The organism is Amycolatopsis sp. TNS106 (assembly GCF_019330265.1).
GTDB classification, from domain to species: domain Bacteria; phylum Actinomycetota; class Actinomycetes; order Mycobacteriales; family Pseudonocardiaceae; genus Amycolatopsis; species Amycolatopsis lurida.
On sequence record NZ_CP024972.1, the window covers coordinates 1,228,838 to 1,246,400 of the forward strand.

The 17,563-nt window shown below is 69.5% G+C and carries 11 protein-coding genes; 5 read left to right on the forward strand and 6 right to left on the reverse strand.

The features are described 5' to 3' along the window. The first annotated feature begins 200 nt into the window (after nt 1-200). Nucleotides 201-1,391, forward strand: a complete 1,191-nt coding sequence (locus CVV72_RS05585; protein ID WP_219151356.1) for a globin domain-containing protein — start codon at nt 201-203, stop codon at nt 1,389-1,391. 85 nt (nt 1,392-1,476) lie between these two features. Here the strand turns inward: CVV72_RS05585 and CVV72_RS05590 are convergent, their stop codons facing one another. The 5 genes from CVV72_RS05590 to CVV72_RS05610 form a co-directional block, all read right to left on the reverse strand. Then, the gene (locus tag CVV72_RS05590; protein ID WP_219151357.1) at nt 1,477-1,908 is read right to left on the reverse strand and encodes a CBS domain-containing protein; all 432 of its coding nucleotides are present in this window, start codon (nt 1,906-1,908) and stop codon (nt 1,477-1,479) included. Between the two features lie 144 nt (nt 1,909-2,052). Further along, the gene (narI, locus tag CVV72_RS05595) at nt 2,053-2,781 is read right to left on the reverse strand and encodes a respiratory nitrate reductase subunit gamma (RefSeq protein ID WP_219151358.1); all 729 of its coding nucleotides are present in this window, start codon (nt 2,779-2,781) and stop codon (nt 2,053-2,055) included. Next, complete coding sequence (narJ, locus tag CVV72_RS05600; RefSeq protein WP_219151359.1) at nt 2,778-3,497, reverse strand: nitrate reductase molybdenum cofactor assembly chaperone; 720 nt, start codon at nt 3,495-3,497, stop codon at nt 2,778-2,780. Before narJ ends, narI begins: the two co-directional genes overlap by 4 nt. After that, nucleotides 3,494-5,119 carry a nitrate reductase subunit beta gene (gene narH, locus CVV72_RS05605; protein ID WP_219151360.1) on the reverse strand — a complete coding sequence of 542 codons (1,626 nt, stop codon included), beginning with the start codon at nt 5,117-5,119 and terminating at the stop codon, nt 3,494-3,496. Before narH ends, narJ begins: the two co-directional genes overlap by 4 nt. Before the next feature lies 1 nt (nt 5,120). Continuing rightward, nucleotides 5,121-8,822 (reverse strand): nitrate reductase subunit alpha, encoded by a 3,702-nt coding sequence (locus CVV72_RS05610; RefSeq protein ID WP_219151361.1) that lies wholly within the window; start codon nt 8,820-8,822, stop codon nt 5,121-5,123. A gap of 360 nt (nt 8,823-9,182) precedes the next feature. On the opposite strand from CVV72_RS05610, the gene CVV72_RS05615 reads away from it, so the two are divergent. Further along, nucleotides 9,183-10,367 (forward strand): MFS transporter, encoded by a 1,185-nt coding sequence (locus CVV72_RS05615; protein ID WP_255632753.1) that lies wholly within the window; start codon nt 9,183-9,185, stop codon nt 10,365-10,367. A gap of 26 nt (nt 10,368-10,393) precedes the next feature. Here CVV72_RS05615 and CVV72_RS05620 read toward each other — a convergent pair whose 3' ends face one another. Beyond that, the gene (locus CVV72_RS05620; protein ID WP_255632538.1) at nt 10,394-13,213 is read right to left on the reverse strand and encodes an AAA family ATPase; all 2,820 of its coding nucleotides are present in this window, start codon (nt 13,211-13,213) and stop codon (nt 10,394-10,396) included. A gap of 203 nt (nt 13,214-13,416) precedes the next feature. Between CVV72_RS05620 and CVV72_RS05625 the strand changes: the two genes are divergently transcribed. The 3 genes from CVV72_RS05625 (at nt 13,417) to CVV72_RS05635 (ending at nt 17,535) form a co-directional block, all read left to right on the forward strand. After that, complete coding sequence (locus CVV72_RS05625; protein WP_219151362.1) at nt 13,417-14,937, forward strand: S8 family serine peptidase; 1,521 nt, start codon at nt 13,417-13,419, stop codon at nt 14,935-14,937. 24 nt (nt 14,938-14,961) lie between these two features. Further along, on the forward strand, nt 14,962-16,419 hold the full coding sequence (locus tag CVV72_RS05630; RefSeq protein ID WP_219151363.1) for a trypsin-like serine protease: 1,458 nt from the start codon (nt 14,962-14,964) through the stop codon (nt 16,417-16,419). A gap of 264 nt (nt 16,420-16,683) precedes the next feature. Next, nucleotides 16,684-17,535: an alpha/beta fold hydrolase gene (locus CVV72_RS05635; protein WP_219151364.1), complete on the forward strand. Its 852-nt coding sequence runs from the start codon at nt 16,684-16,686 to the stop codon at nt 17,533-17,535. Nucleotides 17,536-17,563: the final 28 nt, after the last annotated feature.

The window sequence follows — 17,563 nt, forward strand, 5'->3', positions numbered from 1 at the left end:
CACGTCCTCCACCTTGCCGTTCCAGGGGTTCCGGCCCCAGTGCCATCGGCCGAGTTCCGTAGGGACCAAGGTCCCGATCGAGTACTCCGAAGATCCCTTGGTGCCGCATCCCGTTCCCGGCAGGATCGGGAAAGAGACCGGTCATGGCCGCATCGGCGCCTTCGCGAAGCCTGGTCCCACTCCCGTAGAAGGAGAATTCGTTGCTGTCCACGGCATCCGCCGCAGTGGTTCGCGCCACCTTGCCCGTCGTACGCGCGCACGCCGTGGAAATCACCGGTGAGTTCTACTCGTCGATGTTCGCCGCGCATCCGGAACTGCTCGACCTGTTCAACCAGGGCAACCAGGCGGATGGACGGCAGCAGCTCGCGTTGGCCTCAGCCGTGGCCGGCTTCGCGGAGCACCTGGTCAGCGAAGCGGGCGACGATGCCGCGCCGTTCGACCGGGTCGCCGAGCGAATCGCGCACAAGCACGTGTCGCTGGGCATCCGGGCCGAGCAGTACCCGGTCGTCGGTCACCACCTGCTCAACGCCGTCGGCACCGTCCTCGGCGCGGCGGTCACCCCCGAAGTCTTCGCGGCGTGGCACGAGGTCTACTGGCTGCTCGCCTGCCGGCTGATCGCCGCCGAAGCCCGCCTCTACGAACGTGGCGACCTCGATCCCGCCCGGCTCTGGCGCCGCTGGCGCGTGGCCAAACGCCTCGACGAGGCCGTCGACGTGGTCTCGTTCACCTTGGTGCCCGATGACGGGGCGGCCGTACCGGACTTCCTGCCCGGCCAGTACGTTTCGGTCGCTGTCGACCTGCCCGACGGCCGTCGCCAGCCTCGCCAGTACTCACTGTCGCACGGCCCCGGGCGAGGTTCACTGCGGATCACCGTCCGCCGCGTTCGCGGCCACGACGGTGCCCCGGACGGCGTGGTGTCCAATCACCTCCACGACCACGTCACCGAAGACCAGATCCTGGTGCTCGGACCACCCGCCGGCGAGACGACACTCGACATCGGCGACGGCCCGGTGCTCCTGATCAGCGCAGGGATCGGGATCACCCCGATGGCCGCCATGCTGGATCACCTCGCCCGCACCCAGCCGACGCGGCGGATCGTCGTCGCCCACGCCGATCGCTCACCCGCCCACCACGCGCTCCGCCGTGAATGTGCCCAGATCGCGTCCGGCCTCGGCGAGGTCGACGAACTGTACTGGTACGAGAACGACCACGACGACGGCTCGCGGTCCGGCCTCCTGGACGTCGACGTGCTGCCGCTGACCCCGGGTACCACCGCCTACCTGTGCGGCCCGCTGCCGTTCATGCACAAGATCCGCGCTGGGCTGATCCGCCGCGGCCTGTCCGCCGAGCGGGTTCATTACGAAGTGTTCGGTCCCGGGATGCTCGACTGACCTGGGTGAAGTACGTGAATGCTCCCTTCATTGTGCCAGGCGCAGTGAAGGGGGCCTTCACGTACTTGGGGGAGGCAAGATCGCGCTACATCGGCTGAGCGGAGCGCTCCGCGGCACGAGCGGCGACGTCGGCGTCACCGCAGAAGCCGGTCAGACGGCGTTTAAGGCAGAGCAGGCCCAGGATGGCACCGCCGTCGTCGACCACGGCGAGACGCCGCTGCCCGCGAGCCATAAGGAGACGGCGCGCCTGCTCGGCGGGCATGTCCGCGGGCACCGTCCGGCCTGTCATCCGCGAGTGGGGCAGCGCGAGGCCGGTGCCGTCCAGGTCAGCGGGCAGGTCGGTGCGCACGAGGGTGCCGATGAGCCGTCCGGCCTCGGTGAGCAGGAGCATGTGGACGTGGTCGTCGGCGAAGCAGGCGCGGGCCTGATCGACCGAGATGTCCACGGGCGATGTCTTGGGCTGTCGCACCAGCACGTCCCCGACGGTCCTGCCGATCAGCCCGGGTGGAGCGGTCACGGAATGTCCTTCTTACTTGAGAGGTAGTTAGGGCGCACGTAGCGATCACCTAGTCCGTGAAGGCCTCCTTGAGGGACCCAGGGTCCCTCAAGGAGGCCTTCACGGACCGGGCCGTGGACCTGCCGCAGCCGGAACTCGACCCGCTCAGCGCAGGGCCCGGTCCCGCACGGTCGCCGGCGTCGGGGTGGGAGTGGCGGGCTTCCCCCGGCGGCCGCGGTAGACGACGTAGGGCCGCCACAGGTAGGCCAGCGGCGCCGACCAGACGTGGACCAGTCGTGTGAAGGGCCACAGCGCGAGGAACAGGAATCCGCCGATCGCGTGCAGTTGGTAGACGAGAGGCGCCCCGGTCATCAGGTGCGGTTCGGGGGAGAACCAGAAGACGCCGCGGAACCAGACGGCGATCGTCTCGCGGTAGTCGTAACCCTCGCCGAGGAGGTTGGTCCCGACCGTGGCGGTCATCCCGAGCACCACCATCGCGGCCAGCGCGGCGTAGAGCACCTTGTCCATCGTCGTGGTGACCCGGCGGACGCGGCCGTTGACGAAGCGGCGGGCGATCAGCAAGGCGAGGCCTGCCACGAGCATGACGCCGGTGGCGGTGCCGCCCCAGACGGCGGTGGCGTGGTAGACGTGCTCGGAGATCCCGACCTTCGCCGTCACCGAAGCGGGCACCAGCAGGCCCATGGCGTGACCGGCGATGACACCGAACGCTCCGAGGTGGAACAACGGTGAGCCCAGCCGGAGGATGCGGCTCTCCAGTAGTTGGCTGGTATGAGTGGTCCAGCCGAACTGGTCGTGGCGCCACCGCCATACGTGGCCGAGCACGAACACCGCCAGGCAGGCGTAGGGGACGACGATCCAGACGAACGTGCTCACGGGACACTCTCCATCGAACGGTTGGCGAAGGGGTGTGCGTGGGCACACGCTTCGGTACTGAGATCGGGGCCGAAGCCGATGGTGTCGACATCGGTGCCGTAGGGCGCCAGCCCGACCGATTCCACGGGAGGTCCGTCTTCGGCGAGCGCGCGGATGGTGTCCCGGTCGGCCTCGGTCAGGGGCGGCAACGCGGCGACGACCGCTTCGAGCAGGTGCCGGTAGGGTGATCCGCCTTCGTCCAAAGTGGAGCGCAGCAGCTCCAGGCCGCGGCGGTGCTGACGCAGCGGTGCCTCGCCGTCGCCCGGGCCGGCGATCGCGGCGAACTCGAGAACCACCGGCAGCAGGTCGGGCAGCTCACCCGCGGCCAGGCGAAGGCCGTGTGCGCGGTAGCGCTGCTTGAGGGTGAGCAGAGCGATTCCGCGTTTGCGGGTGTCGCCGTGCAGGTAGTAGGTCAGGTACAGCCCCGAGCGGCGGCGCAGGTCGAACGTACGGACATAGTGGGTCTCGACCTGGAGTGAGTCGGTGGTCAGGAACCAGCCGAGGAACGCGGCGAGCCGCTCGCGCACCTCATGGTGGGTGATCTCGCCGATGGCGGCGGACAGTTCCCTCCGAGCGCCGATCAGTGCGGTGTCGGGGTAGGTGAGCAGCACCGAGGCGAGTTCGAACAGCCGGGTTCGGTCGGTCCCCTCCACAAAGGACTGTCCGGGCGCGGTCATGAGCGGCCTCCGGCGGGGTCGATGGTCAGGCCGAGCCTGCCGTCGCCGCGGCGGGCGAACAGGCTCCGGCGGCCCGGGCGGACCTGCCGGTCTTCGGTCACGAGGTGGAACCGCTCCGCGGTGGCGGCCGGTTCGGTCATCCCGGGGCCGCCGGCGCAGTCCAGCGAACAGTCCGAAGTGGACGCCGCCTGTGCTTCGAGCGCGGCGGCGTCCTTGGCGTAGGCGGCGGGGATGACATAGCGCTCGTCGTACTTCGCGATCGCGAGCAGCCGGTACATCGCTTCGATCCCTTCGCCGGACATGCCGACGGCCTCGCAGAGCTCTCCGGCGACGGTGCCGTCGAGGGTGCGGGCGCGCATGTAGGAACGCATCGTGGCGAGCTTCATCAGCACGCCCGCGACCGCGTCGGCATCACCCGCGGTGAACAGTTCGGCCAGGTATTCCACGGGGATCCGCAGATCGCGGATGGTGTGGAAGACGTCGTCGGCGTCGGTGTCGTCACGCCCCGCGGCGTTGACGGCGTCCAGCACGGGGGAGAGCGGCGGGACGTACCAGACCATCGGCAGGGTGCGGTATTCCGGGTGCAGCGGCAAAGCGATCTTGTACTCGCCGATCAGCTTCCACACCGGAGAGGCCTGCGCGGCGAGCACCCACTCCTCGGGCAGGCCCGCCTCGGTCGCCAGGCGCACCGTCTCGGGATCGTGCGGGTCCAGGAACACCGCTCGCTGCGCGGCCAGCAGTTCCCGCTCGTCTTCGACGGAGGCGGCGGCGAGCACCGCGTCCTCGTCGTAGAAGACCAGCCCCAGATAGCGCAGCCTGCCGACGCAGGTCTCCGAACAGATGGTGGGCTGGCCTGCTTCGATGCGCGGGAAGCAGAAGGTGCACTTCTCGGCCTTGCCGGTGGCGTGGTTGACGTAGACCTTCTTGTAGGGACAGGCGCTCACGCACATCCGCCAGCCGCGGCAACGGTCCTGGTCGACCAGGACGATGCCGTCCTCCTCGCGTTTGTACATCGCACCCGACGGGCAGGCCGAGACACACGCGGGGTTGAGGCAGTGCTCGCAGATGCGGGGCAGGTGGAACATGAAGGTCTTCTCGAACTCGAACTTCACCCGTGCCGCCGCGTCGGGGTCCATCGCGGTGATGTTGGGGTCGGTCCCGGCGCGCTCGTGGGCACCGCCGAGGCTGTCCTCCCAGTTCGCGCCCCATTCGAGGTTCATCGGTTCCCCGGTGAGGGCCGACCTCGGTTGTTTGACCGGGGTGTCGGTGAGCCCGGCGGGCGCGGTGACGAGGACGTCCTTGTCGAAGGTCGCGGGCTCGTAGTAGTCCTCCAGCGTCGGGAGGTCGGGGTTGGCGAAGATGCGCGAAAGCCGCTTCGCGCGTCCGCCGGAGCGCAGGACCAGCCGCCCCTTCTTGTCGAGCTTCCAGCCGCCCTTCCAGCGTTCCTGGTCCTCGTAGTGCTTGGGGTAACCGATACCGGGTTTCGTCTCGACGTTGTTGAACCAGACGTACTCGGTGCCTTCGCGGTTGGTCCAAGTCTGTTTGCAGGTCACGGAACAGGTGTGACAGCCGATGCACTTGTCGAGGTTCATCACCATCGCGACCTGGGCGCGGATGCGCATGTCAGTACTCCACTTCCTGGCCGCGGCGGCGGATCACGGTGATCTCGTCGCGCTGGCTGCCGATGGGGCCGTAGTAGTTGAAGGCGTAGGTCAGCTGGGCGTGGCCGCCCGCGAGATGGGTCGGCTTGACGAGCAGCCGGGTCATCGAGTTGTGGTAGCCGCCGCGCTTTCCCTTGCCCTTGCCGGTTTTCTCGGTCTTCGGGACGTTCACGGTGCGTTCGGGGGAGTGGTACTGGAACACCGTGCCCTCGGGCATCCGGTGGCTGACGACGGCGCGGGCGACGATCACGCCGTTGCGGTTGACGGCCTCGACCCAGTCGTTGTCGGCGACCCCGATCTTGGCGGCGTCCTCGACGCTCATCCAGATCACCGGACCACCGCGGGAGAGCGCGAGCATGAGCTCGTTGTCGTGGTACATCGAGTGGATCGACCACTTCGCGTGCGGCGTGAGGAACCGGACAGTGACGCCACCGTCGGCGAGTTCGCCGGGCTTGCCGAAGTGCCGGGCCATGTTCAACGGCGGTCGATAGCCGGGCAGATGCTCGCCGAGTTCGGCGACCCAGTCGTGCTCGACGAAGAAGTGCTGCCTGCCGGTGAGGGTGTGCCACGGTTTGCGTCGTTCGACGTTGATGGTGAACGGCGAGTACCGGCGTCCGCCCTTTTCCGAGCCGGACCACTCCGGGCTGGTGAACACCGGCTGTGGCGCCTCCTGAGTGGACGCGTAGGTGACGTGATCGGTTTCGTGCCCCTCGATCAGGTCGGTGAACTGGTGCCCGGTCCGCTTTTCCAGTTGTTGGAAGCCCTCGTGCGCCACCCGGCCGTTGGTCGTGCCGGACAGCGCGAGGATCGCCTCGCACATCCGGTCCGCTGTGGACAGTGAAGGCCGGCCGGCGAACGGGCCGTCGGGCACGACGCCGTTCTGGTGGCGCAGGTACTCCAGCTCGGGGGTGACGTCGACGGTGATGCCCTTGGTCGTGGTGCCGAGCTTGTCCAGCAACGGGCCGACGGCACGCATCTTCGCGCCGATGAGCGTGTAGTCGCGTTCGACCTCGACCAGTTTCGGCATCGTCACGCCCGGCACCGGCTCGCACTCGCCGCGCTTCCAGTCCCGAACCCGGCCCGACGGCGTCGCCAGTTCGTCGGGGGTGTCGTGCTGCAGCGGTGCGGCGAGCACGTCGCGGCGGGTACCGAGGTGCGTGACCGCCAGCTCACTCACCTTGTCCGCGATGGAGAGGAAGGCGTCGTAGTCGGTGTGCACCTCACCCGGCGGGGCGACGGCCGGGGAGAACGCGTGCACGAACGGGTGCATGTCGGTGGTCGAGATGTCGTGCTTCTCGTACCAGGTGGCGGCGGGCAGCACGACGTCGCTGTGCAGGCCGGTGTTGGTCATCCGGAAGTCGATCGCGGTGAGCAGGTCGAGCTTGCCGGTCGGCGCTTCGTCTCGCCACGCCACGTCGCGGGGCCGCTCACCGGGACCGCATTCGTCGGCCGACGCCAACGAATCCACGCCGAGCAGGTGCTTCATGAAGAACTCGTTGCCCTTGCCGGAGGAGCCGAGCAGGTTCGCCCGCCACAGGGTCAGGCAGCGGGGGAAGTTCGCGGGGTCGTCGGGATCGTCGGCGACGGCCTTGAGCCGTCCCGCGCGCAGCTCGGCGACGATGTGCTCGCTCGTGCTCAGTCCCGCGGCCGCGGCCTCGTCGGTGAGGTCGAGCGGGTTGCGGTCGAACGCGGGGTGGCCCGGTGACCAACCCATGCGTTGGGCGGCCGCGACGGTGTCGGCGAACGCCATACCTGCCAGCCGTCCCTGTCCCAGCGGCGAAGCGAGCTCGTCGGCGGGCACCTTCTCGTAGCGCCACTGGTCGGTGTGCAGGTACCAGAACGGGGTGCTCGCCTGGTGCCGCATCGGTCGCTGCCAGTCGAAGGCGAAGCTCATGTGCTGTTGCCCGGTGATCGGCCGCGCCTTCTCTTGGCCGACGTAGTGCGCCCAGCCGCCGCCGTTGACGCCCTGGCAGCCGGTGAGCGTGACCAGCGCGATGAAGGCGCGATAGGTCATGTCCGAGTGGAACCACTGGTTCGCGCCCGCGCCGAGCGCGATCAGGGAACGGCCGCGGCTGCGTTCGGCGTTGCGGGCGAACTCGCGCCCGATCTTGGCCGCCATCGACGCGGGAACACCGGTGAGCCGCTCCTGCCACGCGGGCGTGTGCGGGGCGTCGGCGTCGTCGTACCCGGTGGGCCATTCGCCGGGAAGGTCGCCGCGACGGACGCCGTACTGGGCCATGATGAGGTCGAAGACGCCGGTGACGAGGTGGTCGCCCACGCGCGTGACCGGGACACCGCGGCGCATGGTGGCACCGCCCTCGGTTTCGCCGATGTCGAACCGGGCGAGGTCGACGGGGACCTGTCCGGTGGCGTGATCGAGCACCCCGAGCGCGGGCACGACGTCGCCGAGGTCGAGGTTCCACCGGCCTTCTCCCTCTGGGCCGTAGCGGAATCCCAGCGACCCACCCGGCACCACCGGGGCGCCGGACGCGTCGTCGAGCAGAACGGTCTTGTGCTGCGCGCCAGTGTCCTCGTCACCGAGGTCCGCGGCGGTGAGGAACCGGTCCGCGGCGTAGACGCCCGGCTCGCGCTCGCGAAGCGTCACCAGGAAGGGCAGGTCGGTGTAGGACCGCACGTAGTCCGTGAAATAGGGAACTTGGCGGTCGCGGAAGAACTCGGTGAGCATCACGTGGCCCATGGCCATCGCCAAGGCGCCGTCGGTGCCCGGCCTCGGGGCGAGCCAGTCGTCGGCGAACTTGACGTTGTCGGCGTAGTCCGGGCTGACCGCGACGACCTTCGTGCCGCGGTAGCGGGCCTCGGCGAGGAAGTGGGCGTCCGGAGTGCGGGTGACCGGGATGTTGGAGCCCCACATGACCAGGTAGGTGGAGTTCCACCAGTCGCCGGCCTCGGGGACGTCGGTCTGGTCGCCCCACACCTGGGGTGACGCGATCGGGAGGTCGGCGTACCAGTCGTAGAACGACAGCAGCGTGCCGCCCAGCAACGCGTGGTAGCGGGTGCCCGCCGCGAAGGACGCCATGGACATCGCCGGAATGGGCGAGAACCCGACCACGCGGTCAGGCCCGTGGGTCTTGGTGGTGTACACGTGCGCGGCGGCGACCATGGTGGTCACCTCGTCCCACGAGGCACGCACGAAACCGCCGCGACCGCGCTGTCCTTTGTAGACGGATGCCTTGCGCGGGTCCTCGACGATATCCGCCCACGCGGCGACCGGATCGCCGAACCGCTGAAGCCCGGCCCGGAACATCGTGATCAGCGAGCCTCGCACGTAGGGGTGCCGGACACGGGAGGGCGAGTACTCGTACCAGGAGAACGACGCGCCGCGCGGACAACCCCGGGGTTCGTAGTCGGGGCTGTCCGGTCCCGTGGTCGGGTAGTCGGTCGCCTGGTGCTCCCAGGTGATCAGCTCGTCCTTGACGAAGACGTTCCAGGAGCACGAACCGGTGCAGTTGACGCCGTGGGTCGACCGTACGACCCGGTCGTAGCTCCATCGGTCGCGGTAGAACGATTCCCAGGCGCCGGAATCGATCTGATGCAGAGTCCGTCCGTGGTCACCGACCGTCTCCCCGGTCAGGAAACGACGGGCACCGAGCAGCGGCCCGTGGCCGGGAACGTGGTCGTTCGCAGGGGCAGGATGGGAAGACACGGGGACGCGGCTCCTTCGAGTGATCCGGACACCGGGGCAGAGGGCGGGTGACCGGTAAGGCATCACCCATGTTCGGCGAGAGCCGACCGCCGATCACCAGGCGAACGTCCCGCACCGAGGGACCTTCGGTCCCGTCGTGCCGGGCCGTCCGGCGGCCGGCCGGTTAAGGGACGTTCGGCCCGCGTGGACGGGACCGTCGATCTCTGTCGGGCCGCCGGGCCGGTTCGCATCCTTGAGCCGTCCACTACTTACGACGAGAACGTCCGAGGCGACATGACGACGCACGTGACAACGCCGGGCACGCATCCGGCCAAGGGCAACAAGGACGAGAACCACGACGGAACGCCTGCCGGTCGGCGGATGCTCATGCTGACGATCGCGACCGCGGGCTTCGCGGTGAACTTCTGGGCGTGGGCGTTGCTGAGCCCGCTCGGCCCACTGTTCAAAGAGGACCTCGGGCTGAGCTCGTTCCAGCAGGCGCTGCTGGTCGCCGTACCGGTCGTGGTCGGCTCGGTGGGGCGGATCCCCGTGGGTGCGTTGACCGACCGGTACGGCGGACGCGTGATGTTCCCGCTGGTCTCGGCGGCGACGATCGTGCCGGTGCTCTTCCTCGGCCTGGCGGGGAACACCTCGCTGGCTGCCCTGCTGATCGGCGGGTTCTTCCTCGGCATCGGCGGTACCGCGTTCGCCGTGGGGGTGCCGTTCGTCAACGCCTGGTTCCCCCCACGGCGACGTGGGCTGGCGATCGGTGTGTTCGGGGCGGGCATGGGCGGCACCGCGATCAGTGCCTTGACCACCGTGCAGCTCGTGGACGCCGGCGGGGCGGCGGCACCGTTCGTGCTCACCGCCGTGGTGCTGGCGCTCTACGCCGCCATCGCGTTCCTCTTGCTGCGGGACGCGCCGGGCCGGACGGTGCCGACCGAGTCCGCCGTCCGCCGCTTGGCCGACACGGCTCGGCTGCCCGTCACTTGGCAGGCTTCGGCGCTGTACGCGGTCGCGTTCGGTGGTTACGTCGCGTTTTCCGTCTACCTTCCCGCCTATTTGAAGGCCGCCTACGGGCTTACTCAGGCCGACGCGGCGAACCGGATGGCGGGCTTCGTGCTCCTGGCCGTGCTGATGCGCCCCGCGGGCGGATGGCTTTCCGACCGTTTCGGTCCGGCGCGGGTGCTGGCCGGAGTCTTCGCGGTGGTCACCGCGGCGGCCGCGGTCACGGCGTTCACTCCGGCCTTGATGCCGGTCGGCACGATCACCTTCCTTTCCATGGCAGCCGCGCTCGGCGCCGGCAGTGGCGCGGTCTTCGCGCTCGTCGCCCTGCTGGCACCAGGGAACAAGGTCGGTTCGGTCACCGGGATCGTCGGCGCCGCAGGTGGGCTGGGCGGATTCGTGCCGCCACTGGTGATGGGCGCCCTCTACGGCGCGTTGGGCTCCTACGCGCTGGGCCTGGCCGCACTGGCCGCTGTCGCCGCCACCGCGCTGGCCTTCACCACGACCGCTGTCCGTCGTGCGATCGCCGAGCGGAACGGCCTGGTGGCCACCACGACCTGACGTGCCCGCAGCGGTCCTGTGGTGCTTCAGAGCCGGACGTCGTGCCTGGAGGGGGCGGCGAGTTTGCGGAGTACGTTGGCGACGTGGTCCTCGACGGTGCGCCGTGAGATGAACAGGGCTTGAGCGATCTCCCGGTTGGTGTGGCCGTTCGCCAGCAGCCGTGCGACATCGTGCTCGCGCGGTGACAGCTGCGTGCCGTAGCTGCGGCGGCCACGAACGGAAGGGATGACCGTCCCGGTGCTGCGGACGTGGTGACGGCACCGGGCGGCGTCGACGGTGGCGCCGAGGGCGTCGAACGTGACGGCCAGCTCACGGAACACCGAGGGCTCGGCGCCGGTGACGCGAGCGGCCTTGTCGGCGCACTGCGCGGCGCGGTAACGCTGCCCGAGTTCGTCGTAGCGCAGCTGCGCGTCACGGTAGTGCTGCTCCGCGTCGTCACGTTCTCCCACCGCGGCGGCCACGTGCGCCCGGCACACTGTGAGCGCGGTCCACGCCGAGGGCGCGTCGATGCCGTTCAGCCCTTCCTCGGCCTCAGCGACGAGTTGCCGCGCGGCACCGATCTCGTCGTCGGCGAGGTAGCACGCGACAGCCTGGGGGACTATCTCGGCGGTCCATGCCCAGGAGCCCTTCGCACGGAGAAGGGCAAGCCCGCGTTCGGCGTGGCCGCGAGCCGCGGTGTCCTCCCGGCTGAGGAGCATGGCGGCCATCCCTCCCGCCGCGGCCACCGCCACCGGGATCACCGCCGTCGGATGAATGTCCAGGGCGGCGTGGAATCCGTGTTCGGCGGTCAGCCAGTCGCCGCGCGCGGCGGCCAGCCAGCCGACGACCAGGTTCAGTTCGTTCGTGATGTGCGGCAGAGGGGAGTAGACCTCGATCAGCGCCCGCGCGCGCTCGGCGAGCCCGGACCACTCGCCTGCCAGCCAGTCCAGCCGCGCCGCGGTGGCTTCCGCTGTCGCCACCACATAAGGGGCACCCGCACGGGAGGCCAGTGCCAGCCCCGTGCGCAGGAACGTTCGTCCCTGCCCGTCGTGGCCGATCCATGAGCACGCGTCGGCCAGATTGGTGTGGGCCCTCGCGAGATGCCTGATCTCGGCGGGGTCGTCGAGGTCGTCGGGCGCGGGCAGCAGGGTGATCCGGTCCCAGCCGGCCGGGTCACCGACGATGACCCGCCCACCGAGCACAGTGGCCAGTACCGCCGTGCGCGCGGGCCGCCGCGGCAGCTGAGCGAGCAGGTCCTCCACCCGGGGAAGCCATTCCCGCTGATCGGCAGCGGTGACGATGTCGAGGTAGGGCACGGAGAGCAGCGCCATCCCGGACGCGATGCGCTCGGGCTGGTCGCCGAGAAGTTCTATCGCGTGGGCGATTTCGGCACATCCGCGGTCCAATCGGGACTCGCGCACCAGCAGGGTGCCGAAGCAGAGGCGCACTTCGCCGCGTACGTCGGTGACCAATCTGGGATCCGACTGCAACGCCTCGATCCGGGTGATCACGTCGGCGTCAGGCAGCCCGGCCAGTGCGTACCCACAGAGTTTCGCGGCCAGCCGGTTCAAGTCTTCGGCGGGCACGTCGCGGTCGGAGACCACCCGGGAGAGCAGGTCCGCTGCGGCGGACATGTCGTTCGCCTCGGCCGCGACGTCCGCGGCGCTTTCGCTGTACCGCAACCACTCTCGCGGCATTCCGGCTTCGGCGCAGTGCTCGGCGAGCCGCGCGACCGGCCATCCGGCCACGTCCGCCAGCACGCGCGCCGCGGCGCCGTGCAACTCCCGCCGACGAGGTCCCGGCAAAGCCGCGTACACCGCCCGCCGCGCCATGTCGTGCCGGAGGCCGTACCGGTTCGGCGGGCCTTCCGCCAGCACACCCGCGCGGACCAGGCTCACCACCGGATGCACTCCGGGAGACCCCGCGACCGCGGTGAGGATCTCCGCCGGTGCGGCGTCGCCGAGCACGGCCGCCGCCTCGGCGACAGCGCGCTCGGGTTCGCTCAGCCGGTTCAGTCGTTCGAGTAGCGACTCCTGCACCAGGACAGGTACGTCGACGGTGGCCAGGAGCCGGCGCGCCACCGCATCGTCGCCCTTGGCGTCCACGAGTCCGCCACGCAACGCACGGGCCGTTTCGGCCACCACGAAAGGGATCCCGCCGGTCTCGTGCAGAACCGCGGTCGCGAACGACTCCGAAACGCCGGCGCCCGTCATGGTTTCGATCAGCGCCCGCACCTCCGGCTCCTCGAACGGTCGCAGACCGAGATGCACGGTGGTGACTTCGAGCGGCGGGTGCACGACCGGCACCAGCGGGGCATCACCGGGAAGTTCCTCACGCCGATAGGTCATGACCAGCGACAGTCCGGGCGGTGGGTCCGCGAGCAGAAATCTCAGCACCTGCCGGGTGTCCTCATCCGCCCAGTGCACGTCTTCGACCACGAGCACGGCCTGCCCGAGCGCCCGCACCAGCGCGCAGACCGCGCGGAACATCCGATGGCGCTCGGCCTCCGGACGGTCCAGCGGTGGCGGCGCCGGGGGCAGGAGATCGGCGAGTTCCGGAAGGTGCCCGCGAAGGGCCCCGGTCACCGGATCGGGATGCCTCACCCTGTCCCCGGCTCGCCCGAGGCAATCGAGCAACGGTCCATAGGGGAAGGGTTCGGGCAGTGGCTGGCACGTACCGACGGCCATCCACAGGTTCCTGCCGCGCACCGCCGTCGCGAGCGCGCCGATCAAGGTGGTCTTTCCGGCTCCCGCCTCACCTTCCAGGAAAGCCACCGCGGGCGGACGGCCGACGACGTCGGACAGGGTGGCCAGTTCCGCGGCCCGGCCGATCATCGGGATGGATCGTCCGCGCGTCGACGGAGACACGCCCATTGCCACCTCCGCGCTGGTCACGCCGGTTCCCGGAGGCCGCAACGATACGTCGGACCGTCGCCACCGCGTAACCCTGATCACGGTAATGCCGTACCCCTCCGGGGTCTCACCACGATTGTTTCCCCTCCGCCCGCGCCGAATGGTGAAGCGGTGCGCCAGGCGCACACGGAGATGGAGGAGAGATGCAAAAGGCCCGAATGACGTTAGGTCTGTTCGGCATCGCGGCCGCACTGGTGGCGGTGAGTCCCGCCGCGTCGGCCACGACGCCCGAAAGCGACGTCGTGCAAGCCCGGCAGCCCCTTGCCGGGCGCTACATAGTCGTCCTCCGGGACGGCGCGCAGGCAGCCTCGCAGGGCGGGGCCGCGTCGTTGACCCAGCGCTACGGCGGTGCGGTGGTCGACACCTACGTATTGACTCTGAACGGTTTCTCGGTCCGGGACCTGAGCGAGCGCCAGGCCCGGCGCCTGGCCGCCGACCCGGCTGTGCAGGCGGTGCACCAGGACGGTGTCGCCCGCGCCGCCGGAGAGCAGCCGAACCCGCCGTCGTGGGGCCTGGATCAGATCGACCAGCGCACGAAGGCCTTGGACAAGAAGTACGTCTATCCCAACACCGGTGAGGGTGTCACCGCCTATGTCGTCGACTCGGGCGTGGGGATCCGGCACACCGAGTTCGAGGGACGGGCCGCCCACGGCCGCGATTTCATCGACAACGACAACGACGCGAGCGACTGCTTCTGGCACGGCTCGCACGTGGCGGGCACGATCGCGGGCAAGACCGTCGGCGTCGCCAAGAAGGCCAAGGTGGTCGCGGTCCGCTCGCTGGGCTGTGGCGGTTCGGGGCCGGACTCGGCGACCGTCAGCGGACTGGAATGGGTGGCCGCCAACGGGAGCAAACCGGCCGTGGTCAACCTGAGCCTGGTCATGGACACCGTCGGCGTCGGCGACGCTCAAGTGAAAGCGTTGGTGGAAAAGGGGTTCGTGGTCGCGGTGGCCGCGGGCAACAACGGCCAGGACGCCTGCACGGCCAGCCCCGGCCGCACCCCCGAAGCGTTGACCGTCGGCTGGATCAACCAGGGTGGCGGCCGTAGCGGGAACTACGGGAAGTGCGTCGACCTGTTCGCCCCGGGCGGCAACATTTACTCCACCGACCACACCGGCGGCTACCGTACCGGCAGCGGTACCTCGATGGCGTCGCCGCACGGGGCGGGGGCGGCGGCGCTGTATCTCGCCGCGAATCCCGGCGCGACACCCCAGCAGGTACGCGACGCGCTCGTCCGCAACGCCTCACCGGGTCTGGTCACCGATCCCGGCGCGGGCTCTCCGGACGCGCTGCTCTACACCGGCTTCATCGGCGGGGGCACGCCGCCCAGGTGCGGTGTCGAGTCCAATGACGAGGACGTGGCCATCCCCGACGCCGGAGCCGCCGTGGGCAGCACCGTGACCCAGCGCAACTGTGACGGCAAGGCCTCGGCGGCGCTGGCCGTCCGGGTGGACATCGACCACACCTACTCCGCGGACCTGGCGATCGACCTGATCGGACCGAGCGGGGCCACGTTGCCCCTCAAACGAGCCGGTGGAATCGGGGACTCCGGCGGTGTGCACCAGACCTTCACCGTGGACGCCTCCGGCGAGAACGCCAACGGCACCTGGAAGCTCCAGCTGCGCGACGTCCACCGCTTCGACACCGGCACCTTGACCGGCTGGTCGATCACGTTCTGATCCGGAACCGAACCGAGGAGCACGATGAGAACAGCACGTCTGGTCACAGCCGTCGCCATGGCACTGGCCGTGATCACCTTGCCCGCGATCGAGACGGCGAACGCCGAGCCCGCCGCCACCGCCGCGACACCCACCGACCAGCTGCGGGCCCCGGACCTGGGAACCCGGGTGGTCAACGGACAACGGACGACCGTGCGGGAAAACCCCTACATCATCGCGGGCCTGCGAGCGGGTGGCGGCGGCCCGCAGGGGCAGTCCTGCACCGCTTCCGTCGTCGGCAAACGCAAGATCATCACCGCGGCGCACTGCATGATCGACGTCGGCGGCGCGAAGAGCTACCTCTACGGCGACGACGACCTGAACACCCCAGGTGACGAAACGTTCCGCACGCCTGTCGCCTCCTACAAGGTGCACCCCCGCTACACCGGCCCGAACTCCTGGCAGACCGGCTACGACGTCGCGGTCATCACCACCGAGGCCGATCTGCCCGTGCCGGAGAACCAGTGGGCCAAGGTGGCCGGATCGGGTGATGCCGGACTGACCGCACCGGGGAAGTCGGGTACCGCCGTCGGCTACGGACGCACCTCGGCCGGCGGTGGATCCGGCACGCTGTACAAGACGACGATGCCGGTCAACGACGCGAACAACTGCCAGGTGTTCAACGTGCGGGTGAACCCCGAGCTCATGGTGTGCGTCGGGTACGACGACGGGCGAACCGCGACGTGCTCCGGCGACAGCGGCGGGCCCTTCATCGTGGACGGCGTGATCGTCGGGGTCGTGTCGTGGGGCGCGAGCGGATGCGACCGCTACAGCATCATGGCCCGGCTCACCAACGAGATGGGCGACTGGGCCCGCGGCGAGATCGGCGGCACCCAGCCCGGTGACGGGAAATTCGGCGTTTCCCTCAGCCCGTCGGCGGGCAAGACCGAGCCCGGCAAGTACATCTCGACCTCCGTCGTGACCAAGGCCGGCGACACGGGACCCGAAAAGCTCGAACTGGCCGCCACCGGACTGCCCGCCGGCGCGACGGCCACGTTCCAGCCCGGCTCGTCCCTCGATTCCGGCGACGTCGCCAAACTCACCGTGGAGACCGCGGCGAGCACTCCGAAAGGCACGCACCGGATCACCGTCACGGCGAAAGGCGCGTCCGGTAGTAAATCCGCCGACTACACCTTGACCGTCGGCGACGGTGGCACCACGGAAGGACCCAAACCGGCCGTCTCACCCGGCGCGGGAACGGTGAAATCCGGTTCGTTCGTCGACGCGACCGTCACCGTCGCGGGAGGAACGGGCAACAGTACACTCACCGCGACGGGCCTGACCCTCAACCCGATGTTCCAGCCGTCCACTGTCGCTCCGGGCGGTACGTCACGTATGTCCATAGCCGCGCCGTTCCAGCCCGGCACCTACAAGATCACCATCACCGCCACGGACAGCACCGGCAAGACCGGTACGACCGAATACAGCCTTACCGTCCAGTGAGCTGACCCGGCCCTGCGGAGCCCGTGACCACCACGCGGTCACGGGCTCCGCTGGGGCACAGTGAGGGGTAAGGCAAAGGTGTCGTCGTGAGTGGTAAGGACGGTTCTAGCCGTCCTTACCACTCACGAGACTCGGCTGCGGCCGGGGTTCCGCCGCGAGCCGTCTTTACCACTCACGACCCAGCCCACGTGATGGCAGGAAACTGCGGCTTGATGTCCTTTTCGGTACTCGGCAAGAGACCGGCTCGTAGGTCACCGTGGTCTGATGAGTGAAACCACCGAAACGGGCATCGTGAGGACCGCGGTACAGGTGGACGGTGAACCGGCCAGCTACCTGACCGTGAAGCAGGACGGTCCGGCCGTCCTCCTGGTGCACGGGACGTATTGGAGCCGGGTGTGGCTTCCGGTGCTCGAACGCGTCGCCGAGGCGGGTCTGCGACCGCTCGCGGTCGATTTCCCCGGAATGGGGCGCTCCGAGGGGGAGCTCACGCTGGAAACGGCCACGGTCCCGGCTCTCGCCGACTGGGTGACGCGATTCGTGGAGGCGGTGGGGATCTCGGGCCCGGTCGCCGTGGCGGGCCATGACATCGGTGGTGCCGTCGGCCAGCATCTCCTCACCGGAGGCCGGCTGGAGGTGTCCAGGCTGGTCTTGGTGAATTCGGTTCTCTACGACTCCTGGCCGGCGCCGCACGTGGCCGAGCTGCTGGCGCGGGAGGCCGGCGCCGCCATCACCGCCGAGGATTTCCTCACGGCCCGCCGGGAAGCCGTGGCCACGGATCTGGCCGGCGCCGCCACCGAACAGCGGATCGCCGAATACGTGGACCCGTGGACCGAGCCGCGGGTACGCCGCTCGTGGCTGGCCATGGCGGGCGCGGCCGACAGCCGTTACACCCTCGAACTCCTTTCCCCGCTGCGACGGACCACGACGACACCCAAGTTGCTGATCTGGGGCGAGGACGACCGCTTCGAAAAGGTGGAGTACGCGGAAAAATTCGCACGGGAGATACCGCGAAGCACGCTCGTGCGGATTCCGGAAGCGCGACACATCCCCACCGAGAACGCACCAAACCCGATCGCCCGCGCCCTCGTCGACTTCCTCGCCGGTGACGCGCACTGAGGACACAAGCCCCTCGATGGCCAGTGGC